This is a genomic window from Sulfitobacter sp. UBA1132 (assembly GCF_002311545.1).
Lineage (GTDB): Bacteria > Pseudomonadota > Alphaproteobacteria > Rhodobacterales > Rhodobacteraceae > Sulfitobacter > Sulfitobacter pontiacus.
In genome coordinates this window covers 309,338-332,305 of sequence record NZ_DCAN01000006.1, presented here as the reverse complement: position 1 = coordinate 332,305, position 22,968 = coordinate 309,338, and the positions used below count along the sequence as shown (strand labels likewise).

Genomic DNA, 22,968 nt, shown 5'->3' with positions numbered 1-22,968 from the left:
CGCGTCTAGAATATTTCCCTCTCCTTTGTGGCTAGCCGCCGACGGCCAATCTTTCCTGTTCGGGGTAGCCCATGGTGGCCGGATCGCGCAGCACATATCCCCTGCCCCAGACCGTCTCGATGTAATTCTCGCCACCCGTGGCATTGCTAAGCTTTTTACGCAATTTGCAGATGAAAACATCGATAATCTTGAGCTCGGGTTCATCCATGCCGCCATAAAGATGGTTCAGAAACATCTCTTTCGTCAGGGTCGACCCTTTGCGCAGGCTCAGCAGTTCGAACATCTGGTATTCCTTGCCGGTCAGATGCACGGGCTTATCCCCCACCGTCACCGACTTGGCGTCCAGATTGACCGACACGCGCCCGACGTTGATCACCGATTGCGAATGGCCCTTGGACCGCCGGATGATCGCATGGATGCGCGCCACCAGTTCTTCGCGGTGGAAAGGTTTGGTCAGATAGTCATCAGCACCAAAGCCGAACCCCTTGATCTTGTTTTCTGTGTCGTCAGAGCCGGAGAGGATCAGGATCGGCGTCTGGATCTTGCTCAGCCGTAATTGGCGCAAGACGTCATGCCCGTTCATATCCGGCAGATCCAGATCCAGCAGGATCAGATCGTAGTCATAGAGCTTTGCCAGATCGATGCCCTCTTCCCCCAAATCGGTGGTATAGGTGTTCAGATTGGCATGGGTCAGCATCAGTTCGATGCTTTTGGAGGTGGTTGGGTCATCTTCGACCAACAAAATTCGCATGTGTCTCACTCCGCTCAAATGGATTTGGTATAAAAGGCACCGTGAACAAAATAGTTTAACCACTCGTTAATAGTGCTCAACTTGTTAGGCGAGCAACTTAAAGTTGTCTATACTTTTGTAGCGCTGTGGCCCGCAAAGCCGCCTCCCCATGTTCAGAGACAGCGCGCACCCATTCAACAAATTCTGCCCGACCCACGCCATAGCGTTCTTCCGCCTCCGCCTCAGAGATCAGCCCGTATAACACGCCGCGCACCACCGCAGCCTTGCGCGATGCGACCCACCGGCGGGTATTGCGATCCGGCAGATCCGCAAGGCTAAAGCTGGACCCGTCGGGCAAGGTCACCGCCCTGGGTCGTTCGACCTTTTTCAAATACACACGTTTTCCCCTTTTCACCCCTTACACATAAGACGCGCCCACTGTTCACGGCCCGTTCTTGATCCGGTGCAGGCTAGGTCGCCGCATGTTAACGACCCGTGAAGTCGCCCCTTGAGAGTACCGCTAATTTTCCTATATTAAGCCTCAAACCTCCCGGAGTATTCTCATGCCGCTTGATCGCACCCCGCCGCTCAATTCGTTGGGCTTTGCCAAAGCACCTGCCGACACCCGCGTCGTTGTGGCGATGTCGGGCGGTGTCGACAGTTCCGTGGTCGCCGCCATGCTGGCCGAGGAAGGCTATGACGTCGTCGGCGTCACCCTGCAGCTGTACGACCACGGTGCGGCACTGGCGCGCAAAGGGGCCTGCTGTGCGGGCATCGATATCCATGATGCGCGGCGTGTCGCGGAATCCATGGGGTTCCCGCATTACGTTTTGGATTATGAAAACGTGTTCAAGGACGCCGTGATTGACGAATTCGCCGATAGCTATCTAGGCGGGGCCACGCCCGTGCCCTGCATCCGCTGCAACGAACGGGTGAAGTTCAAGGATCTGCTGGAAACGGCCAAGGATCTGGATGCCGATTGCATGGCGACCGGTCACTATATCCAGCGCAAGATGGGCCCCGACGGGGCCGAACTGCATTGCGCCGCCGATGCCAATCGTGATCAAAGCTACTTTCTGTTCTCGACCACGCCCGAACAACTGGACTATCTGCGTTTCCCCCTTGGCCACCTGCCGTCCAAAAACGACACGCGGGCGCTGGCGGCGAAATACGGGCTGAGCGTGGCGGACAAGCCCGACAGTCAGGATATCTGCTTTGTGCCGAATGGCGACTACGCCTCGGTGATCCGCAAACTGCGCCCCGAAGCCGCCAACCCCGGCAATATCGTCGACACCGACGGCAATGTGCTGGCGCAGCATGACGGGGTGATCAACTACACCATCGGGCAGCGCCGTGGCCTTGGCATCGGCGGCTTGGCCGACCCGCTCTATGTGGTGAAACTTGATGCGGATAACGCGCAGGTCGTCGTGGGGCCTAAATCGATGCTGGCCACCCGTACCGTGCCCGTGAAAGAGATTAACTGGCTTGGTGACACCCCGCTCATGTCGCAAAGCGAATGGCCCATTGCTGTGCGCGTACGCTCTACACGCCCTCCGACAGACGCGATCCTGCGTCCGATCTCGGATACCGAAGCCACGGTAGAGCTGCTCACCCCCGAGGAAGGGATCTCGCCGGGTCAGGCTTGCGTCTTCTACGACCCCGAAAGCACCCGCATCTTCGGCGGCGGCTGGATCCACAAAGGCTAACCCCTTCCAAATGGTTTGAAATCCCGGGGAGTTTGAGGGGCAGCGCCCCTCATATAGGGTCGTGAGTTTGAGGGGCAGCGCCCCTCATTTTACTCTATAGCCAGTCTCTAGACCTATAGCTTTGCCAATACCGCCCGCGCCGCGCGCAGGCCCGGGCTCTCGCCCCCCTTGCCGAGCCGCTCCATCGTCAGCGCCATCGCGTCTTTCTGATCCTCGGGATGCGCAAAGACATGCGCCAAACCGCCAGCGATCTTATCGGCGGTGCAATCGGGGCCCAGAAACTCCGGCACGACGCGTGTGTCGGACACAAGGTTCACCAAAGTCACCGTATCAATCAGCGCCATCGCCTTGATCAGACGGAAGCTGAGCCAGTTCATCCGGTAGGCGATCACCATCGGCAGCGATGCGGCGGCCAGTTCTAGCGACACGGTGCCAGAGGCCGCAAGTGCCACGTCCGCGGCGGCAAAAGCCGCCCGTTTCATTGCGGCACCTTCCTCCCTGCTGCCTGCACGCGGGTCCAGCACGATGGGGCGCACCGTCCAACCTTGGGTCTGCGCAATCACCACATCTGCCACAGGACCGGCGGCGGGAATGACCACGCGCAGATCAGGATGTGTCTGCGCAAAACGGGCCACCGCATCGCCGAAAACATCCGACAGACGCGCCACCTCAGACCGCCGCGATCCGGGCAGCACCAGCATCAGGGGCGCATCGCCGATCTCATGCGCTTGACGAAAGGCAGCGGCTTCGCGGTGTGTGGCGATCTTCTCTCCGACCACGGGATGGCCGACGAAATCGCAGGCCATGCCCTCGGCCTCCATCAGGGGCGGCTCGAAGGGGAAAAGCGCAAGCACATGATCGATATACCGCGCCATCTTTTTCGCGCGCCCGGGACGCCAGGCCCAGACCGTGGGCGCGACATAATGCACCGTGCGAATATCCGACGCCGCCTTGACCCGCTTGGCCACGCGAAGCGAGAAATCGGGGCTGTCGATGGTGATCATCACATCGGGCTTGGCGTCAATGACGGCCTGCGCCGTCTCGTTGATCCGCGCCATCAGGAATTTATATTTCGGCAGGATCTCGGCGATGCCCATGACAGACAGTTCGGACATATCAAAACGGCTGCTCAGCCCCTCGGCTGCCATATCCGTCCCGCCGATCCCGTCAAAGGTGATGTCGGGGCGCAGGGATTTCAGCCCTGCCATCAGCGCGCCCCCCAATCGGTCACCCGAAGGTTCGCCCGCGATGATGAACACCTTCATGTCGCGGCCCTTGCCCATAGCACGAGGTCTAGTTCATCTGCCAAGGCGACGCAGGCGTCTGGTTCCAGAAGAATGACAGACCCCGCCTCTATCACGACACCCGCCAGCCCTGCCTCTTGGGCGCGGCGCAATGTGTCAGGCCCGATGGTGGGCATATCGACAAGATGGCTTTGGCCCGGTTTCGGACCTTTAAACAGCACCGCGCTGGCCGAGCGCGCACGATCAGGCAGGGTCGACAGCAAGTGATCCGTGCCGCCAATCGCCTCGACCCCCATGACCTGCCCCTGCCCGACGACGCAGCATTGCCCCACATCCATCGAGGCAAGGCAGCGCACCAGCGCAGCACCGCGCGCGGCGTCATCGCGCATCTGCGCATCAGGCTGACGCTGGCTAAGCACGCCTCCGCGCGCCATCAAGTCGGGCGCGAGGTGATGTGCGGCAACGACGGTCAGCCCCGCTGTTTGGAAAATATCGACCAAGGCGCGCAAGGCACCGTCGTCCCCCGCCGCAAGGGCTTTCTGGAAGACCGGCACCAAGGGCAGCGTTGCCGCATCCAGTTTGGACGGATCGAAGGACGGCCTTGCAACGGCACCGCAGAAACACACCTGCGTCACGCCGCGCGCAGTCAGCTCGGCCAGCAAAGTGCCAAGCGTCTCAAGTCGGAACACCAGATCCGGCACCAGCCCGACCGGTGTCGTCCCCTCGTAGGCGCAGATCAAAGGCGCATCGACCAGCGCGCCGGCCACCCGTTGAGGCAGTCCGCCGCCCCCTGCGATCAGCGCCAGCATCAACCCGGTGTCAGAAAGTGACGGCCCGTGTCGGCCAGCACGAAATCGACGATCTCGCGGACGTAATCGCTGCCGGTTTCCTCGCCCAAACGACGGGCGCGGTCGTGGAATGTCCCCTCGCCCTGCGCCAGCATCTGGAAAGCCGCGCGAAGGGCCGTAATGTCGGCGCGGGTGACACCGCGACGCTTGAGCCCGACAAGGTTAAGCCCGTCCAAGACTCCACGGGGCGCTTGCACCAGACCGTAGGGGATCACGTCATTCGTCACCATCGTCACAGCGCCGATGATGGCCCCGCGACCGATACGCACGAATTGGTGGATACCGGCCAGCCCGCCGATCAGAACATCGTCTTCGATGATGCAGTGACCCGCGACGGCGGCGTTGTTCACAACAATCACCCGATCGCCAAGGATCGCATCATGGGCGATGTGGCAGCCCGCCATAAACAGCCCGTCATCGCCAATCCTGGTCACGCCGCCACCGCCTTCGGTGCCGCCGTTCATGGTGACATGTTCGCGGATACGGTTGCGTTTGCCGATCTCGAGGCGGCTGGATTCCCCTCTGAACTTAAGGTCTTGGGGGATTTCACCGATAACCGCGAAGGAAAAGATCACCGTGCCTTCGCCGACTTCGGTGTCGCCGGTAACGATCGCGTGGGACTTCACCTCAACGTTGTCATGCAGCACGACCCGAGGGCCGATGACGCAGAACGGACCGACCTTGGCAGAGGCCGCGATCTGCGCCCCTTCCTCGATCACGGCGCTTGGGTGGATGTTGCCCATCAGGACAGGTCCATCATCGCAGTGAATTCAACCTCGGCCGCCATTTCGCCCTCGACCGACGCGACGCCACCGAATTTCCAGACTTTGCCGCCGGGTTTGCCGCGCAGGGTGTTCAGCTCCATCCGGACGACGTCACCGGGAACGACCTTGCGGCGGAATTTGCATTTGTCGATGGCCATGAAATAGACCTTCATGTCCTTATCCGCCATTTCCAGCGTGACACCGACCATCACCGCAGCGGTCTGCGCCATCGCCTCTACGATGGTGACGCCGGGCATAATCGGCATGCCGGGGAAATGCCCCTGAAAATGCGGTTCGTTCATCGTGACATTCTTGATCCCGACAGCGCTTTGCGTGCCCTGGATATCGACCACTTTATCGACCAGCAAAAAGGGATAGCGGTGCGGAATGATCCGCTGGATCATCTGGATATCGGCACTTGGCAGGGTGTCAGTCATTGCATGTCCTGTCTGTTAAAAGCTGTATGCTGGCTACCAATTCTGGCCGCCATGGGCAAGCGGGGGGATCAGTTCTTGCCGCTGCCGACCGACGCGTCAAGCCGCTCGATGGCTTCGTCGGTGATGTCGATGGCGTTGGCGCTGACGAAGACCGACCGGCGTTCAAGGATCACAGCCGCCCCGGCTTCACGCATCATCTGTTCCAACACAGGGCCCGCAGCGGCCAGAAACACCTGGCGCTCTTTCTCGACCAATTCGTTCAACGCCCGCCCCTTTGCCGCTTGCGCCGCGCGGGTTTTCTGCACCTTTTCGTCAAAGGCATCCGCCAGCCCGCTGAAGGCATCGGGGCTGAGCTTGCTACGTTGATCGGTGAGCTTGCGCTCTTCGGCCTTCAAATCCGCTTCAATCAGACGGTTTTCGGCAGAGATTTCAGCGCTTTGGGTTTCCACGTCATCCGCCACCCGCAGACCAAAGGCGCTTTCATTGAACACACGATCTGAATCGATGGTCAGGATCGGGCTTTGCACCACGCGCCGTTCAGACTGCTGTTGTGCAAAAACCGGCACCGCCGCGAGGGGCAGTACCGGCAGAAGGCAAATCAAGAGTGCCCGCAGTTTCATAACGGCCTCAGAAATCGGTCCGCAGGGTCACTTCGAACTTCTGTTCTTCGTCGTAGTCCTCTTTTTTCAACGCTTTAGAGACGTTGAACTGCAAAGGACCAACCGGCGTATCCCAGAAGAGCGATACACCGATCACGTGGCGGAACGAACCGGATTCACCAACGATAGACGAGCCCGTAGGGATCTCTACATCGTCGAGGTTCCAGACGTTGCCGACATCATAGAAGACGCCGCCGCTGATGCCGTATTCTTCGGGCAGGCCAAGCGGGAATTCCGCCTCAAGACTACCCACCACAAAGAGGTTACCCCCAAGGGAGTCGTCAGACCCGTTGCTTTGATCGCGCGGGCCGATCCCGCCGGTTTCAAAGCCGCGCATGATCGACGGGCCGATCAAGAAGCGGTCGGAAACGCGGTTGTTGCCCTCGCTCCAAGCCAATGCCCCACCTTGCAAGGTGGCACGCAGGGTAACTTCCTCGTTGAAGATACGCTTTTCACCGATGGCTTTGGCGGTGGTTTTCACGAACTTGGTGTCGCCCCCTAGACCTGCGAAATCCTGCCCGAATTGCAGCAGCACACCCGATGTCGGGTCCAGACCGGCGCGGCGGGTGTCGTAGCTGTAGTTATACCCGATCGAAGAGGTCACCTGACGGCCCGCGGCGATGTCATTAGCAACGACGAAACCGGTTGTGGTATCGTCCCGCTCTGACATCTCAAGATCGTCATAGGTATAGTTGAGGCTCAACCGCCCGTTTTCGCTGACAGGGAACGACAGGGTCGGCTGGAAGACGATACGTTCGGTGTCGAAGGAGTTATAGGACGAGCTTGTTTCGGCATAATCGAGGTTCAGGCCGAACGCCACATCACGCCCCAAGAGGCTCGGCTCGATAAAGTTGAAGCCATAGCGCTGTGCATCTTCAGCCGTGCTGACGGTCAGCTTGAGCTTCTGGCCGCGTCCCAGGAAGTTATCCTCGGCAAAGCTGACCGCGACGCCGATCCCGTCACTGGACGAGAACGACCCACCGAAGTTGAGCGAGCCTGTCGGCTGTTCCACAACATTCACGTCTACGACGACCTGCTCGGGGGAAGACCCCTCGCGGGCGTTGACTTCGGCGCTTTCAAAATAACCAAGGGCGCGGATACGCTCGGCGCTTTCACGGATCTCGCGCGGGTTGAACGGGTCACCCTCTACGCTGTCGAACTGGCGGCGCACAACGCGGTCAAGCGTGGTGGTGTTCCCTTCGATGTCGATCCGTTCGACAAAGACACGTGGACCACGAGAGATACGATATTCGACGTTCAGCGTCAGGTCGCGATCATTGCGCGTGACAACCGGTTCTACCCGCAGAAAATCAACGCCGTCACGGATGGCTTTGCGTTCCATCCGAGCGATATCCGTCTCGACCAGCGACGGTGAATAGACGGCACCGGATTTGGTCTTGATCACGCCACGATAATCGTCAGCGTTCACCCCGTTGATGGTCGAGGTCACGGTCAGTTCGCCGAACTTGAACTGTTGCCCCTCTTGCACGTTAAACTGCACAAAATAGCCGTCGCGTTCTTCGGTCAGCTGAGCGTTCGCCGCCGAAATGCGCATGTCGACATAGCCGCGCGACAGGTAGAAATCGCGCAGCATCTGCTGGTCGGCCTCGATGCGTTCGGGCACAAAAGTGTCGCGTTTGATCAGACGGCGGAACAGGCCCGCTTGCTTGGTCCCCAGCACGCGGCGCAGACGACGGTCCGAATATTGGCGGTTGCCGACAAAGCTCAGGCGTTCAATCTCGACGTTGTCGCCTTCGAAGACTTCAAACACCAGATCAACGCGGTTCTGGTCGCGGCGGATGACCTTGGGCTGGACGCGGGCGGCGATACGGCCGTCGTTGCTATAGGCCTGCGCGATGGCATTGGCGTCTTTTTCGGCTTGGGTCGGGTTAAAGACGCGGCGTTCGTCTGAATCAACGACCGAAGCCAGCGCTTCGTCGTCGATGCGCGCGTTGCCTTCAAAGCTGATGCGGTTGATCGTGGGGAATTCTACGACCGTGATCACCAATGTCCCGCCGCGCGGTTCAAGTGCTACGCTTTCAAACAGGCCGGACGCCTGAAGGTTCTGGTAAGCATCGTTCAATTCGCCCGCGCTGATCGCCCGACCACGCGCGATTCCTGCGCGGCTTAGGATGGCGCTGTCGCCGATCCGTTCGTTGCCGTCGATCTGAACTGTGTTGAACTGATAGCTTTGCGCGTCAGCATGTGGCGCTGGCACCAGCCAAGCGACTGATAACATTACGCAAAAAGAAGCGCTGCGCAAGGATTTCGCAAAAGGAGTGAAAACCGCTGTTTCGGTGGGCTTATTCCACCTGTCGTTGTGCATCATTTGCCCTACCCGCTGTCAAAAAACTCTTTCGTCCTGACTAGACAGGTTAGCGGCCTTTGTCAAAACGAAGAGACCGCCATACACCTATATAGTGTGTATGACGGCCAGTTGGATCACGATAGAGTGCGGGAGGGCACTTGGGTAGGGAGAGAGAGCGGCGTTATGCGCCGATCCACGCGCCGGCGGTCAGCGCGATGATCAGGAAGCCGAAGTACAAAGCGCGGTCCCAGTTCAGATCAACCAAAAGGCTCAAACCGCGATAACTTGTCTTGAACGTCTGCATACTCGTATCCTTTGTAACTTGGATCGACTATCGCAGGCGATTGCGGCGCTCGTTTGACCAATTAAGGCAGCAATAAGACTTTTGTAACTTTTTACCCCCTTTTAGGCGGCAAAATATCGCCTAAGGGCAGAATAAATCGTTACCCAAGGCAAAGACCATTAACCCCAGTACCAAGGTCAGACCAATGGTCATCAGGATGCGCAGCGCGCCATCGCTGGGTGGTTTGCCGGTCACGGCCTCATATGCGTAGAACACCAGATGCCCGCCATCCAGCGCCGGAATCGGGAAGAGGTTCAGCAGACCGACCGCCGTCGACAGCACCGCGATAAAATAGATGAAGCTTTGCGCACCCTGCGACGCCATCGCGCCAGAGGTTTGCGCGATCCCCACCGGACCGCTCAGGTTACAGGTGCTGATATTGCCGACGATCATATGCTTGAGACCCGACAGCGACCCGCTGATGATCCGGCCTGTGTTCTCTACCCCACCCCAAAGCGCTGTCAGTACGCCAGGGTTCGTCGTGGCGGTGTCAAAGGCGGTGCCGCCCACGATGCCAATGCGCATCTGCGACTTGAAGCTGCCGTCTGGCTGCGGTTCGTCCGTCACTTTGGGGCGCAGGGTGATGTCCAGCATTTGCCCGTCGCGCCAGATATCAAGTTCAAGCGGTGTGCCTTCAGACGCTTCAACAGCGGTCTTCAACTGGCGGAAGGCGAAAATCTCTGCCCCGTCAACCGAGGTGATCACATCGCCGCTTTTCAGACCGGCCTCATAGGCCGCCGATTGCGGCATCACCTGCTTGACCAGCGATGGCATGACGTAAGGCCCATCCACGGTCACGACGTCCCCGCCACGGTTCACCTCATAGGGCAGCGGTTGGTCCAGCGGAATACTGGCGAAAGCATCGGCATAGGCGGTGGCATCGGACACCGGCGGCAGGGTCACCCCGCCGATAGAGACGATCTCGTCCCCTTCCACCAGTTCATTCTGTTCAAACGGCAGCGGGTGCATTTCCCCGACGGTCATCGGGTCACGCGGAACGCCGACCGACAGGCCGATGGCCGCGAAGACCAGAATGGACAGGGCAAAGTTGAACACCGGCCCCGCAGCGACTGTGGCCGCACGCGCCCATAGCGGCGCCCCATGCATGGTGGCACGCAACCGCTTCGGGTCCGCCTCGGCCGCTTCCATCGCGGCCACATCCTTGCCCGAGGCCGCATCCGCATCGCCCGCGAATTTTACGTAGCCGCCAAAGGGCAGCGCCGCGATCTGCCACTTGGTGCCGCGTTTGTCGTAGCGGCTGTAGATCACAGGGCCAAACCCGAGAGAGAAGACATCGGCATGGATGCCGGACCAGCGTCCGACGATATAATGACCGTATTCATGGATCGCGACGATCACCGACAGGGCAATCACAAAAGCCAGAAGCGTCCAGATCAGCCCGCCAAACTGCGGGATTAATGCCATAATATCCAAAACTCTACCCTGCCCTCTTTGTTATTGCGGCCCATGCGGCCTGCCTTGCCAGATGGTCCACCTGTGCGACGTTATCAAGTGTGATGGCCGCATCGATCACCCCATTGTCAGGGAAAAGCGCTTCCATCGTGTCTTCGACGATCTCGGCCATCTGGGGAAAGCGCAGCTTGCCGCCGATAAACCCGTCAAGCGCGACCTCTTTGGCGGCATTGAACACCGCACCGGCCATGCCACCACGCGCCATCACCTCGCCCGCGAGGCGCAGGGCGGGCCAACGGATGTCATCGGGGGCGCGGAAATCAAAGCTGCTGATCTTTGCCAGATCCAGCCGCTCTACCGGCAAATGCGTTCGGTTGGGGTGATGCAGGGCAAAGCCGATGGCGTGGCGCATGTCGGGCGGGCCGATATGCGCCATCAAGGCACCGTCATTGAACCCCACCAGCGCGTGGATCATAGATTGCGGATGCACCAACACTTCGATCTGGTCGGGGTTCACGCGAAAATATTCGCGCGTTTCGATTACTTCCATCGCCTTGTTGAACATCGACGCGCTGTCGATGGTGATGCGCTGGCCCATGTCCCAGTTCGGATGGCTCGACGCCTGCTCTAGCGTGGCATCGGCGAGCTTTTCCAGCGGCCAATCGCGAAACGCCCCGCCGCTGGCAGTGATGATGATCCGTTCCACCGCCGAGATATCCTCGCCGATCAGAGCCTGAAACACGGCGGAATGTTCGCTATCGACCGGCAGCATGGTGGCCCTATGTGCCGCGGCGGTGTCCAGCATCAGCTGACCGGCGCAGACCAGCGACTCCTTATTGGCAAGAGCCAGCGTCGCCCCTTGCTTCAACGCCTCCACCCCCGGTGCCAGACCCGCGGCGCCGATGATGGCGGACATGACCCAATCGGCAGGGCGTGCGGCGGCTTCGTTGATGGCTTGGGGTCCGGCGGCGGCCTCCACGCCCGTGCCCGATAGCGCGTCGCGCAGGTCGTCCAGCAGGTGCTCATGGGCCGTGACGGCAAGCTGCGCGTTCAACCGCTGCGCATCTTCCGCCAGCTGCGCTATATTGCTGGCACCGGTCAGCGCGACGACATCATAGGCGTCGGGTGCGCGCGCGATCAGATCAATAGTGTTCTGCCCGATAGAGCCCGTGGCCCCGAAAATACTGATTTTCTTCATAGGGTTGGGATCAGCTTAGCGCGGGGGTGATGGTCAGGAAACGACCAATGATCAGCAGGAACAGCGCTGCTCCCAGCATACCGTCGAACCGATCCAGCAAGCCGCCATGACCGGGGATCAGGTTAGAGCTGTCCTTGACCCCCAAGCGACGCTTCATCCCGGATTCTGCCATATCACCCATCTGCGACGCCATCGACATGGCGACAGAGACACCGACCAGCTGCAAGCCTACACCGGTGTTGATCGAGAACAGGAAACCGACAGCCGCGGCCCCGATCCAGCCCGCCGCCGTGCCGGACCATGTTTTCTTGGGGCTGACCTTGGGCCAGAACTTCGGCCCACCGATGGCACGTCCGGCGAAATAGCCAACGACATCGGTGATCACCACAACCAGCACCAACCACATCAGCCAGCCAAAGCCGAAATCATCGCGCACCTGCGTCAGCCCGAAACCGGCCAGCATGATCATCACGGTGAAACACATGAATATGGTGCGGTGCTTTTCCAACTGGCCAAAGCCCACCAAAGCGGGGGCCAGCAGCACCGGCAGGGCAAAGCCCACGGGCAGGTAGATCGCGGCGAGCGTCGCCGCGCCCACCAGCAAGCCCATCTGCCTCCGTGCGCTGCGGTTTGACGGGTTCAACATCCCCACCAGTTCCCACGCCATGACGCCGCAAATGATCGCGACGAGAACGTGGAACACGGGCCCGCCCAGATAGATCCCGCCCAGACCAACCACAATCATCGCCAGCGCCGAACCGACGCGCGCCGTGAGGTCGGACCAGCGTTCCGAAGAAGGTGTCATAGTGCTTTCCTTTCGTCGTACGATCAGGAGGACACGGCACCAAAGCGCCGGTCGCGATTGCCAAAGGCCGCACAAAGATTGCCAAACTCGGCCTTGGTGAAGTCGGGCCAGAGCGTATCAATGAATTCATATTCGGCATAGGCTGATTGCCACAGCAGAAAGTTCGATATCCGCGCCTCGCCACTGGTGCGGATCACCAGATCGGGGTCCGGCAGAACATGGGTATCCAGATAGCGCGGCAGGGTCTCTTCGTCGACGTCCTCAGGGCTGAGCAGACCCGCTGCAACGTCCTGCGCCAGCCGCTGCGTCGCGCGCGCGACCTCGTCGCGACCGCCGTAGTTCAGCGCAATCGTCAGATGGGTACGGGTGTTTTCCGCCGTCTCTGCCTCTAGCACATTCATCAGCTTGACCAGTTTCGCATCCAGCCGGACACGGTCACCGATAAACCGGACGCGCACGCCCTTGGCTTTCAGTGCCTTGGTCTCTTTGGTGATATAGCGGCGGAACAGGCTCATGAGCCCCGCCACCTCGACCTGAGTACGTTTCCAGTTCTCGGTCGAGAAGGCAAAGATCGTCAGATACTCGACGCCGAAATCGGGGCATGCCTCGACGATTTCGCGCACACGCTTGGCACCGGCATGATGCCCGAACAGACGCGGACGCCCCCGCTGGGTCGCCCAACGGCCGTTTCCGTCCATGATGATCGCAACATGGCGCGGTGCCCCTGGGACAAGCTGGAAGGTCTGGTCGGTCGCAGCAGGCATCGTCTATCCTTATCGAACTGCAGGCCGATGCGCGGACCTTGGGGTCGCGCGCATCGAATAAGGTACTTAAACCTGCATGATCTCGGCTTGTTTGCTTTCAAGCTGCTCGTCGATCTGGGCGATGAACTTGTTGGTCATGTCCTGAACCTCACCCTCCCAGACTTTCTGATCGTCTTCCGACATGCCGTCGGCCTTGGCTTTCTTGATCTGGTCCATACCGTCGCGGCGCACGTTGCGGATCGATACACGGGCGCTTTCGGCATATTGCCCCGCGACCTTGGTCAGCTGGGTCCGGCGTTCCTCGTTCAGCTCGGGGATCGGCAGCATGATGATCGTGCCGTTCAACTGAGGGTTTATGCCCAGACCGGATTCACGGATCGCCTTTTCGACCTTGCCGACCAGCGCCTTGTCCCAAACGTTGATGGTGACCATGCGTGGCTCGGGCACGTTGACGGTGCCCACCTGGTTGATCGGCGTGCTGCTGCCATAGGCGTCGACCATCACAGGCTCCAGCATAGAGGCGGACGCGCGGCCTGTGCGCAAAGAGGCAAATTCGGTGCGCAGCGATGCGATTGCGCCGTTCATGCGCCGCTCAAGATCGTCTGTGTCCAGCATAAAATCGTCTGACATGATGTCCCCGGTGGTTTTGTAACTATCTAGATTTGAACCGATATAACGCGATCAAGCCCCCCTTGTATAGGGAGCCCCGCATCTATCGTAGGTTGGGGCCTAGCCCTGAACCCGTGTGTATGTGCCCTCGCCCGCGAGAATCCCCTTGAAGCCGCCCGGCTCGTCCAGAGAGAAGACGATGATCGGCAGGTTGTTGTCGCGCGCCAAGGCGATGGCAGAGGCATCCATGACCCCCAAGCGCTTTTGCAGCACATCGTCATAGCTGACGGCATCATAGCGGACCGCATCGTCGAATTTGGCGGGGTCTTTGTCATAGACACCATCGACCTTGGTGCCCTTGAAGATCGCTTCGCAGGCCATTTCATTGGCGCGCAGCGTCGCGGCGGTATCGGTGGTGAAATAGGGGTTGCCGGTGCCCGCGGCAAAGATGCACACGCGCTTTTTCTCAAGGTGGCGCACGGCGCGGCGGCGGATGTAGGGTTCGGCGACCTCGTTCATCGTGATCGCGGAAATCACCCGCGTGTGAATGCCCAGTTCCTCCAGCGCGGATTGCATCGCCAGCGCGTTCATCACGGTGGCCAGCATCCCCATATAATCGGCGGTGGTGCGTTCCATCCCCTGAGCCGACCCTTGCAGCCCGCGGAAGATATTGCCGCCCCCGATGACCATGCAGATTTCGACGCCAAGATCATGCACCGATTTGACCTCGTTCGCGATGCGTTGCACGGTTGGCGGGTTCAGCCCGAACCCCTGATCGCCCATCAATGCTTCGCCTGAAATCTTCAGCATGACCCGGTTGAATGTTACTTTTGACTGGCTCTCGGGCATGGGCGCACCTTTCAGGGTGTGGGAGGGGTTTTCATTGCGCCGTAAAATGTCGCAAATAGCGCAAACATTCAATGCTCCGTCAGAGGTTCACGCAAAGAAATGCCAGATGCCCCGCTGTCCCGCGTCTCTGACGTGGTTTCCTCTATCGACCCTGCCGCGCCTGTCCTGATTGCGGGGCCCACAGCGTCGGGCAAATCGGCGCTGGCGCTGGCGATTGCGCAGGCTCAGGGCGGGGTGATTGTGAATGCAGATGCCAGTCAGGTCTACGGCTGCTGGCGCGTGATCTCGGCCCGCCCCCCGGCCGAGGAAGAGGCCTTGGCACCGCATCTGCTGTATGGCCATGTCGCGGCGCACGACCCCTATTCGGTCGGCCACTGGCTGCGCGAGGTAACCGAGGTGCTGCGCCAGCCCGCACGCCCGATCATTGTCGGTGGCACGGGCCTTTATTTCGCGGCGCTGACCAGGGGGCTGGTGGACATTCCCCCGACCCCTGACGCGGTACGCGCCGCGGGCAACACCATGAGCCGCGCGGCGATGATCGACGCGCTTGACGCAGAGACGGCGCGCCGCATCGATCTTTATAACCCCATGCGCGTCCAGCGTGCGTGGGAGGTGCAGCAAGCCACAGGGCGCGGGCTGGCCGCGTGGCAAGATGATACGCCGCCCCCCATCCTGCCGATGGAGCGCTGTCAGCCTGTCGCCGTTGCCGCGTCGAAGGACTGGCTGAACGACAGGATCATCCGTCGCTTTGACCAGATGCTGGACCAAGGCGCGCTGGACGAAGTCGCCGCCGTGCACCCCGATTACGACCCCGCCCTGCCCGCGCACCGTGCCATCGGCGTGCCCGAGCTGATGCGCTACCTTGACGGCGCAACACCGCTTGACGTGGCGCGACAGGATGCCATCATCGCGACACGGCAGTATGCCAAACGGCAGCGCACGTGGATGCGCAAGAACACCGCCGATTGGCTGCAATATGTGCCGGGGTAGCACGCGGCTGCCAAAACGGCGAAATTATCTTTTACTGCCTTTATCTTTCCGTATCTCTGTATAACGATAGTGTTTACTTGTCTTTTGCTGATAGGGTCATGCAATGACAGAGAACACGATCGAATTGCTGACGCTGGCGCAACTGTCGCAAGGGCAGGACTGGCGCGTGCAGCTTTGCCATGACCGGCCTGTGCATATGCTGATCTGGATCACCCGCGGTCAGGGGGTGCTGCAGCTTGACGGCCAGCGGCGCGGCTTGGGGGCGCATAACGCGGTGTTTATCCCTGCCCGTGCGCTCTTTGCCCTTGATATGGGGCGGCAGGGCATCGGGCAAGCGGTGGTGATCCCCGACGGCACCGAGCTGCGCCTGCCCCAAATGCCGCGCCACCTGCGTATTCGGGATGTGCAGGCCCAGACCGAACTGACCGGCCTGATCGAAGCCGCGCAGCGCGAACAACAGGCCAAGCGCCCGCTGTATCATGACGCGTTAGAGGGGCACGCGGCGCTGATGTCGGTCTGGCTGCGGCGTCAGATCATGCAGGACGAACATGTCCCCAACCGGCGCAACGCCGCCGCACGGCTCAGCGCGCGGTTCTGCCAGATGGTCTGTGAACACTACAGCAGCGGCGCGCCGATGGCGCAATACGCCGAAAGCCTGGAGGTCACGCCGACGCATCTGTCACGGGCCGTAAAATCCGCCACCGGCAAGACTGCGGCGGATATCCTGACCGAACGGGTGGTGCATGAGGCACGGCATCTGCTTGGCACGACAGAGCATTCCGCACAGGATATCGCGCGCCACCTTGGCTTTGGCTCCGCCGCCTATTTCACACGGTTCATGCAGCAACACACGGGCCTCACACCCTCGCGTCTGCGGGCAACGGCAGCCTGACACGTCAGGGCCGGTGGCTGCAAGGACGCTCGGGGTAGCGCCCATTTCCAAAGTACCGAGTTGACCTGCCACCGCGACCTGTGGCTGACTGGCATTCAAGAAAAACACATCCGCACCGCCAATGTCATGGCGGAAAGCGGACAATAAGGGAGCCGCGCAGCGCGCAACGTATCGGCAAAAGCCGGACCGCGCTGCGACAAATTCAAACGCAGCCGCGCGCCTTCAAGGTGTCGCCGTACCGCCGCGCAACAGGGTCATCACATGGGTATTTTCATATTGCGCCGTTTGGGCGTGATGGTGGTAACAGCGCTATGCCTGACCTTTATCGTGTTCTGGCTGACCAACCTCTATCCGAACCTCGAAAAGCTTGCCAAGACCCAAGGCAACTTCCGCATGTCCGACGAAGCGGTCGCAAGCTATCTGGGGGATCGCGGCTATCTTGACCCGCTGCCGGTCAAATTCGGCCAATGGCTGGGCGTCATGCCCGGATGGGTGACGCAAGAGGATGACGGCACCCGTTTCGGGCGGTGCTTTACCAAGGACACGCCCGAGGGCGACCGCCGCCGCTTTTGCGGTATCTTGCAAGGGGATTGGGGATTTTCGACTGTTTTCCAAGAGGATGTCGGCCCCACTGTCCTGACCCGATTGGCGCTGACGGGCAAGTTGATGGGCTGCGTGATCCTGCTGATGGTGCCGATGGCACTGATCGTGGGCGTGCTGGCAGGGATGCGCGAAGGGTCGCGCACTGACCGGACCCTGTCGACCTTTTCAATCCTGACAACCGCGACGCCTGAATATGTGTCTGGTGTCGTGTTCATCGCCCTGCTCGCCTCGTCGCGATTTGGGCTGTCGCCTCTGCTGGCCGACTGGGGCTGGATCGACAGCAAAACGCTGTTTCTGGGCTCCGCCGCCAGTGCGATGAAAGACGCGACCTTCTGGAATTTCTTTTTGCCGGTGCTCACCATCTCGCTTTACGGGATGGGCTATATTGCGCGCATGACCCGTGCTTCGATGACCGAGGTGATGACCGCGCAATACATCCGCACGGCGCGGCTGAAGGGGGTAAGCTTTGGCAACATCGTTCTTAAACACGCCCTACGCAACGCACTGATCGCGCCGTTCACGGTAATCATGCTGCAAATCCCGTGGCTTCTGAACGGAGTCGTCATCGTCGAGACCCTCTTTAACTACAAGGGCTTCGGCTGGCTGTTGGTCCGCGCCGCGTCGAATAACGACATCGAGCTGTTGCTGGCCGTGTCGGTCGTGTCGGTAATCGTGGTGCTGACAACGCAGCTGATCTCGGACATCGGCTATGTCGTGCTGAACCCGCGCATCCGGATCACCTGAGGAGACAATGTAGATGGACCCCTTGACATGGACAGGTGCGCTGGACTGGGTGAACCCATTGCTGGGGGGCGCGGTGTTGGTCGTGCTGCTTGGCATCGCGATGCAGATGGTCTGGCCCCTGCTGCCTACTTCCCCTGCGGGAACGCGCCGCTTGGGGCAGCTTACCTCGGCGGGGATCGCGGCGGCGACCGCGCTGCTGATGGTCTATGTCGTCGGGGGCATTTTCTTGGGCGCCGAGGCCGGCATCTTTGGCGGCATGGCGCAACGTCTGCTGCCGGTCTGGGTTGCCCTGATCGTGACCTTTGCCCTGTCGATCGCCTTCAAACGCCGGCTGGGGCTTTATGGCAAACTGTTTGACAGCACCGTTGGCATGATCGGCTTTGGGCTGGTGATGTTCTGGGTCTATACGGGGCTGTTCGGCGGGGTGTTCGACATGATCGTGACCCATGATAGCCTCAGCCAGACCTCGGGCATGAAGAACAAGCTTCCCGGCACACCGCTGGCCCGTGCTGAGGACGGCGACTACCCGTGGTTCCTGCTGGGCGGCGATAACCTTGCCCGCGATGTGTTCAGCCGCCTGATCAAAGGCGCCTGGGTGGTGATCCAGATCGCGCCGATGGCGACGGTCTTTGCCTTTATGGTGGGGATCACGCTGGGGCTGCCTGCGGGCTATTATGGCGGTAAACTGGACGTATTCCTGAGCTTTATTGCCAATCTGATCCTCGCCTTTCCGGTGATCTTGATCTTTTATCTTCTGGTCACCCCCGAGATTGTGCTGACCGGACTGCCGAATTACATGGCAATTGTGTTGTTCATCTTTCCGCTGGTGTTCCTTGGGGTGCTGCTCAACACACGTCTGCGCACGCAGCCAGGCACCCGCACGCCGGTGCTGGTCGTGGTACTGGGGCTGGTTGGCTGGCTTTACCTCGCGATGATCTCGGACGATGGGGCCTTGGTGCGGACCCAGACCTACGAGATCCCGGGCCTGCCTGCGTTTCTGGATTTCCTCGACATCGGGCCGGGGTTGCTGGTGGTCTTTGTCGCCGTGGTTTTCGTCAATGCGCCCACAGTATTCCGGATCGTGCGCGGGCTGGCACTGGACATCAAGACACGCGACTATGTGGCGGCCGCGCAGACCCGCGGCGAAGGACCGTGGTACATCATGTTGTGGGAGATCCTGCCCAATGCCCGCGGCCCCTTGATCGTCGATTTCTGCCTGCGCATCGGCTATACCACGATCCTGCTTGGCACGCTGGGGTTCTTTGGGCTGGGACTGGAATCCGAAAGCCCTGATTGGGGCACCACGATCAACGCAGGGCGGCGCCTGCTGGCGCTCTACCCCCATGCGGCAATCGCGCCGGCGCTGGCCTTGCTGAGCCTTGTGCTGGGGTTGAACCTGCTCGCGGATGGGCTGCGCGAAGAGAGTTTGCGGGATTGATTTGGGGGAACCGCCGCGGGGGCCAGCCCCCGCACCCCCGGAGTTTACTTGGCAAAATGAAATATAAGGTTGCGGTTGAAGGTAAGGGAGTTGGACATGGGCGAGGCATATGACGGGCCAATTCTGGAGATCGACGCGCTGTCGATCTCTTTCTTCACACGGCTGCGCGAAATTCCGGCGGTGATGGATTTTTCGGTCTCGGTCAAACCGGGCGAGGCTGTGGGGCTGGTTGGTGAATCCGGTTGTGGTAAATCAACTGTCGCCTTGGGTGTGATGCAGGACCTTGGGGTGAACGGGCGGGTCGTGGGCGGGTCAATCAAATTCAAGGGGCGCGATCTATCCCAGATGAGCGCGGCCGAGCTGCGTCAGATCAGGGGCAGCGAGATCGCGATGATCTATCAAGAGCCTATGGCCTCTTTGAACCCCGCCATGCGGATCGGGCAGCAGTTGATGGAAGTGCCGATGATCCACGGCGGCATGTCGAAACGCGAGGCCCATGCCCGCGCCTTGCAACTGGTGACCGACGTCAAGCTGCCGGACCCCGAACGTATCCTCAAGGCCTATCCGCATCAGCTGTCAGGCGGGCAACAGCAGCGTATCGTCATCGCTATGGCCCTGATGTCAGAGCCGTCCTTGCTGATCCTGGACGAGCCCACCACAGCATTGGATGTCACGGTCGAAGCGGCGATCATTGATCTGGTCAAAGATCTGGGGCGCAAATACGGCACCTCTATGCTGTTCATCAGCCACAACCTCGGGCTGGTGCTGGACACCTGCGATCGCATCTGTGTCATGTACTCCGGCGAGGCGGTCGAGCGCGGGTCGATTGCGGATGTGTTCGACGGCATGCGCCATCCCTATACACAGGCTCTGTTCCGGTCGATCCCGCTGCCCGGTGCCGACAAGACCGCGCGCCCGCTGGTCGCTATCCCCGGCAATTTCCCCCTGCCCCATGAACGTCCCGAAGGCTGCAACTTTGGCCCGCGCTGCGATTACTTTGTCGCGGGGCGCTGCGATCAGGGTGCCATTCCGATGCTGGACGTGCCCGAAAACACGCGACACGCGACACGCTGTATCCGCCACGATGACATCGACTGGTCCGCGCCGATGGCGCATGCGGCGACCAAGTCGAAGGGAGAGGTTGGCGACGTCGTTCTGAAAATGGACAAGCTCAAGAAATACTATCAGGTGGCGGCGCATTCCATGTTTGGCGGAACCGGTACCAAAGTGGTCAAAGCAAACGAAGAGCTGAGCTTTGAAGCGCGTGCGGGTGAAACCCTTGCCATCGTTGGGGAATCCGGTTGCGGCAAGTCCACTTTTGCCAAGGTTCTTATGGGGCTGGAGACGGCCACAGCCGGTCATCTGCTGCTGGATGGCCGTGATATCGGCACCACCGCGATCGAGGATCGGGGGACACAGACCGTCGCTGATATCCAGATGGTGTTCCAGAACCCTTTTGACACATTGAACCCGTCAATGACCGTGGGCCGCCAGATCATCCGCGCGCTTGAAGTGTTTGGCGTGGGGACATCCGCGCGTGACCGTAAGGCGCGCATGCTGGAGCTGCTGGATCTGGTCAAACTGCCGCGGGAATTCGCCAGCCGCATGCCGCGCCAACTGTCGGGCGGGCAGAAACAACGCGTGGGGATTGCCCGTGCCTTTGCCGGAGACGCGCGGATTGTGGTGGCGGATGAACCCGTCTCGGCGCTTGATGTCTCGGTTCAGGCGGCGGTGACGGATCTTTTGATGGAGATCCAGCAGGCCCAACAGACCTGCCTTTTGTTCATCAGCCATGACCTGAGCATCGTGCGATACCTTAGCGACCGGGTGATGGTGATGTATCTGGGCCATGTGGTCGAATTGGGCACCACGGATCAGGTGTTCTCTCCGCCCTATCATCCCTATACCGAAGCGCTGCTGTCGGCGGTGCCGATCGCCGACACGCGGGTGAAGAAAAAACATATTGTGCTGGAAGGCGATGTCCCCTCGGCGATGAATCCGCCGCCCGGTTGCCCGTTTCAGACGCGCTGCCGGTGGAAATCTCGGGTACCGGGAAATCTTTGCGAGACGCAGGTGCCAGAGCTGCGGGCGTTGGCGGCGGGGCATACGGTGAAATGTCATCTGGACGATGTGCAGCTTGCGGCGATGGAACCGGTGATCGAGATGGACGTTACGGCGCGCTAAGCCCTTCGCCAGGCGTAAAAAAACGGCCACCGCATGTGCGATGGCCGCTTCTGCCTGATCGAGGCAGGGTGGCTTATTTGCTGACGCCGCTACCTGCGGTGTTCAGATTGCCGACCTGTTCGGCCACCTCATCGGCAAAACCGTTGATCATGACTTCGTAAAAAACGCCCTCGGTCGGGGCCACGGCGACATAGCCCTCGGGCACGACCTGGTCGACCGAATAGGCGGCGACATTCACAGGGAAGCTGCGCGCGCCGATCGATTCATTGGGCGACGTAATATCGACTACACCTTCGATCTCGTTAAATTCCTGACTATCGCTCAGCATCGTATCCCCATCCAGCGAGATTTTGCGGATGTCGATGTTGATCGTCGGATCGCTGGCGTCATCGCTGCCCAAGACGCGGGCGGCCACGGCGGCTTTCAGATCCTCGGTGATCTGGGGGTAATATTCCATCGCGTTAGCGTCCTGCGCGGCGTTGATCGACGAGCTTACGTCAATCGCGGAGAAGGCGACCTTTTCGTCCGCAAATGCGGCAGAGGACAATGCGGCCAAGCTTACACCTGTGGCCAAGGCGATCGATTTAACTGAGTTGAACATGCGAATGCTCCTTATCTTTCTGATGCGCGCAGACCGTAGAAGACGACCTGCTGACGCTGTGGAAAGGGAACATCAGCCGTGGCGATATGGTTCCATCGCCGCGAAAAACGGCAAGCGGAAATCAGCATGCTGCGGCGAAATATACTTTATTCAGAGCCACTTATCGCGGCGCATCACAGACCCGCGATCACCTTCACATAGTTCTTGGTTTCGGCGTAGGGCGGGATGCCACCGTATTTCTTCACCGCCCCCGGCCCCGCGTTATAGGCCGCAAGCGCGAGGTTCCATGACCCGAACGCCTGATACTGACGCTTGAGGTAGCGTGCACCGCCATCAAGGTTCTCGTAGGGGTCGGTCGGGTCCACGCGCAGGATCCGCGCCGTTTCCGGCATAAGCTGCGCCAGACCAAGCGCGCCTTTATGCGACCGCGCCGCAGGGTTCCAGCCGCTTTCCTGCTGCACGAGGCGCAGGAAAAGGTCCGCCGGAATGCCGTGGCGCATCGCGGCTTCGCGCGCCATGCCAAGATAGACGCCCTTGTACTTGCCGCGATATTTGGGTGTGTCCCATTTTGTCGGGGTGACCACGCGTTGTGGCTGCAACCGGACAGAGGCCGCATATTGTTTTGATGCCCGTGTGTCCAAAATCTTGGTCTGGGACGCAAAAAGCTTGGTCCGGTTCTTGGATGAAAACACATCGGCAGCAACCGGTGCTGCGCCCACAGAAAGGCAGCACAGCGCCGCCGTTAATAAAATTCGCATATTGTCCCTGCCCCACGCAGTCTCAATTCCCGCAGACCATATCAAACTGACCCGTTGGTGCCACCCTTTATTGCCCCTGTC

At 60.3% G+C, this 22,968-nt stretch carries 23 protein-coding genes; 6 read left to right on the top strand and 17 right to left on the bottom strand.

All coding sequences use genetic code 11. The annotated features are described in order from the left end of the window. Positions 1-31 precede the first annotated feature (31 nt). Complete coding sequence (gene ctrA, locus B4F27_RS05405) at positions 32-751, bottom strand: response regulator transcription factor CtrA (protein ID WP_005853432.1); 720 nt, start codon at positions 749-751, stop codon at positions 32-34. Positions 752-848: 97 nt separating this feature from the next. After that, a complete protein-coding gene (locus tag B4F27_RS05400; protein WP_286759078.1) occupies positions 849-1,127 on the bottom strand; it encodes a DUF1153 domain-containing protein in 279 nt (92 codons plus the stop codon). A 166-nt stretch (positions 1,128-1,293) separates the two neighbouring features. On the opposite strand from B4F27_RS05400, the gene mnmA reads away from it, so the two are divergent. Further along, complete coding sequence (gene mnmA / locus B4F27_RS05395; protein ID WP_005853429.1) at positions 1,294-2,436, top strand: tRNA 2-thiouridine(34) synthase MnmA; 1,143 nt, start codon at positions 1,294-1,296, stop codon at positions 2,434-2,436. A gap of 113 nt (positions 2,437-2,549) precedes the next feature. Here mnmA and lpxB read toward each other — a convergent pair whose 3' ends face one another. From lpxB to pyrH, 13 genes are all read right to left on the bottom strand, one after another. Then, positions 2,550-3,701, bottom strand: a complete 1,152-nt coding sequence (lpxB, locus tag B4F27_RS05390; RefSeq protein WP_286759077.1) for a lipid-A-disaccharide synthase — start codon at positions 3,699-3,701, stop codon at positions 2,550-2,552. Further along, positions 3,698-4,489 (bottom strand): LpxI family protein, encoded by a 792-nt coding sequence (locus B4F27_RS05385; RefSeq protein ID WP_286759076.1) that lies wholly within the window; start codon positions 4,487-4,489, stop codon positions 3,698-3,700. The genes lpxB and B4F27_RS05385 overlap by 4 nt, the downstream gene beginning before the upstream one ends. Further along, positions 4,489-5,271, bottom strand: a complete 783-nt coding sequence (lpxA, locus tag B4F27_RS05380) for an acyl-ACP--UDP-N-acetylglucosamine O-acyltransferase (protein ID WP_286759075.1) — start codon at positions 5,269-5,271, stop codon at positions 4,489-4,491. Before lpxA ends, B4F27_RS05385 begins: the two co-directional genes overlap by 1 nt. After that, complete coding sequence (fabZ, locus tag B4F27_RS05375) at positions 5,271-5,729, bottom strand: 3-hydroxyacyl-ACP dehydratase FabZ (RefSeq protein WP_005853421.1); 459 nt, start codon at positions 5,727-5,729, stop codon at positions 5,271-5,273. Before fabZ ends, lpxA begins: the two co-directional genes overlap by 1 nt. Positions 5,730-5,797: 68 nt before the next feature. Continuing rightward, positions 5,798-6,349 carry an OmpH family outer membrane protein gene (locus tag B4F27_RS05370; RefSeq protein ID WP_037944231.1) on the bottom strand — a complete coding sequence of 184 codons (552 nt, stop codon included), beginning with the start codon at positions 6,347-6,349 and terminating at the stop codon, positions 5,798-5,800. Between the two features lie 7 nt (positions 6,350-6,356). Further along, on the bottom strand, positions 6,357-8,627 hold the full coding sequence (gene bamA / locus B4F27_RS05365) for an outer membrane protein assembly factor BamA (protein WP_039912291.1): 2,271 nt from the start codon (positions 8,625-8,627) through the stop codon (positions 6,357-6,359). A gap of 250 nt (positions 8,628-8,877) precedes the next feature. After that, a complete protein-coding gene (locus B4F27_RS05360) occupies positions 8,878-9,000 on the bottom strand; it encodes a hypothetical protein (RefSeq protein WP_005853414.1) in 123 nt (40 codons plus the stop codon). Positions 9,001-9,120: 120 nt separating this feature from the next. After that, a complete protein-coding gene (gene rseP, locus B4F27_RS05355) occupies positions 9,121-10,464 on the bottom strand; it encodes an RIP metalloprotease RseP (RefSeq protein WP_286759074.1) in 1,344 nt (447 codons plus the stop codon). Between the two features lie 13 nt (positions 10,465-10,477). Then, a complete protein-coding gene (gene dxr, locus B4F27_RS05350; RefSeq protein WP_286759073.1) occupies positions 10,478-11,650 on the bottom strand; it encodes a 1-deoxy-D-xylulose-5-phosphate reductoisomerase in 1,173 nt (390 codons plus the stop codon). A gap of 10 nt (positions 11,651-11,660) precedes the next feature. Then, positions 11,661-12,455 carry a phosphatidate cytidylyltransferase gene (locus tag B4F27_RS05345; protein WP_064216563.1) on the bottom strand — a complete coding sequence of 265 codons (795 nt, stop codon included), beginning with the start codon at positions 12,453-12,455 and terminating at the stop codon, positions 11,661-11,663. A gap of 23 nt (positions 12,456-12,478) precedes the next feature. Beyond that, a complete protein-coding gene (gene uppS, locus B4F27_RS05340; RefSeq protein WP_286759072.1) occupies positions 12,479-13,219 on the bottom strand; it encodes a polyprenyl diphosphate synthase in 741 nt (246 codons plus the stop codon). 66 nt (positions 13,220-13,285) lie between these two features. Beyond that, positions 13,286-13,849 carry a ribosome recycling factor gene (gene frr / locus B4F27_RS05335; protein WP_005853404.1) on the bottom strand — a complete coding sequence of 188 codons (564 nt, stop codon included), beginning with the start codon at positions 13,847-13,849 and terminating at the stop codon, positions 13,286-13,288. Positions 13,850-13,948: 99 nt separating this feature from the next. Further along, positions 13,949-14,677 carry a UMP kinase gene (gene pyrH / locus B4F27_RS05330; protein WP_009826990.1) on the bottom strand — a complete coding sequence of 243 codons (729 nt, stop codon included), beginning with the start codon at positions 14,675-14,677 and terminating at the stop codon, positions 13,949-13,951. Positions 14,678-14,776: 99 nt separating this feature from the next. Between pyrH and miaA the strand changes: the two genes are divergently transcribed. From miaA to B4F27_RS05305, 5 genes are all read left to right on the top strand, one after another. Further along, complete coding sequence (miaA, locus tag B4F27_RS05325; RefSeq protein ID WP_286759071.1) at positions 14,777-15,667, top strand: tRNA (adenosine(37)-N6)-dimethylallyltransferase MiaA; 891 nt, start codon at positions 14,777-14,779, stop codon at positions 15,665-15,667. A gap of 103 nt (positions 15,668-15,770) precedes the next feature. After that, on the top strand, positions 15,771-16,559 hold the full coding sequence (locus B4F27_RS05320) for an AraC family transcriptional regulator (protein ID WP_286759070.1): 789 nt from the start codon (positions 15,771-15,773) through the stop codon (positions 16,557-16,559). A gap of 261 nt (positions 16,560-16,820) precedes the next feature. Then, on the top strand, positions 16,821-17,906 hold the full coding sequence (locus B4F27_RS05315; protein WP_074634964.1) for an ABC transporter permease: 1,086 nt from the start codon (positions 16,821-16,823) through the stop codon (positions 17,904-17,906). A gap of 13 nt (positions 17,907-17,919) precedes the next feature. Then, positions 17,920-19,344 carry an ABC transporter permease gene (locus tag B4F27_RS05310; RefSeq protein WP_286759069.1) on the top strand — a complete coding sequence of 475 codons (1,425 nt, stop codon included), beginning with the start codon at positions 17,920-17,922 and terminating at the stop codon, positions 19,342-19,344. Between the two features lie 96 nt (positions 19,345-19,440). After that, positions 19,441-21,528 (top strand): ABC transporter ATP-binding protein, encoded by a 2,088-nt coding sequence (locus B4F27_RS05305; protein ID WP_286759068.1) that lies wholly within the window; start codon positions 19,441-19,443, stop codon positions 21,526-21,528. Positions 21,529-21,601: 73 nt separating this feature from the next. On the opposite strand, the gene B4F27_RS05300 is transcribed toward B4F27_RS05305, so the two are convergent. Both B4F27_RS05300 and B4F27_RS05295 read right to left on the bottom strand, forming a co-directional pair. Beyond that, the gene (locus B4F27_RS05300; RefSeq protein ID WP_286759067.1) at positions 21,602-22,129 is read right to left on the bottom strand and encodes a hypothetical protein; all 528 of its coding nucleotides are present in this window, start codon (positions 22,127-22,129) and stop codon (positions 21,602-21,604) included. 173 nt (positions 22,130-22,302) lie between these two features. Then, complete coding sequence (locus tag B4F27_RS05295; protein WP_064215715.1) at positions 22,303-22,887, bottom strand: lytic transglycosylase domain-containing protein; 585 nt, start codon at positions 22,885-22,887, stop codon at positions 22,303-22,305. Positions 22,888-22,968: the final 81 nt, after the last annotated feature.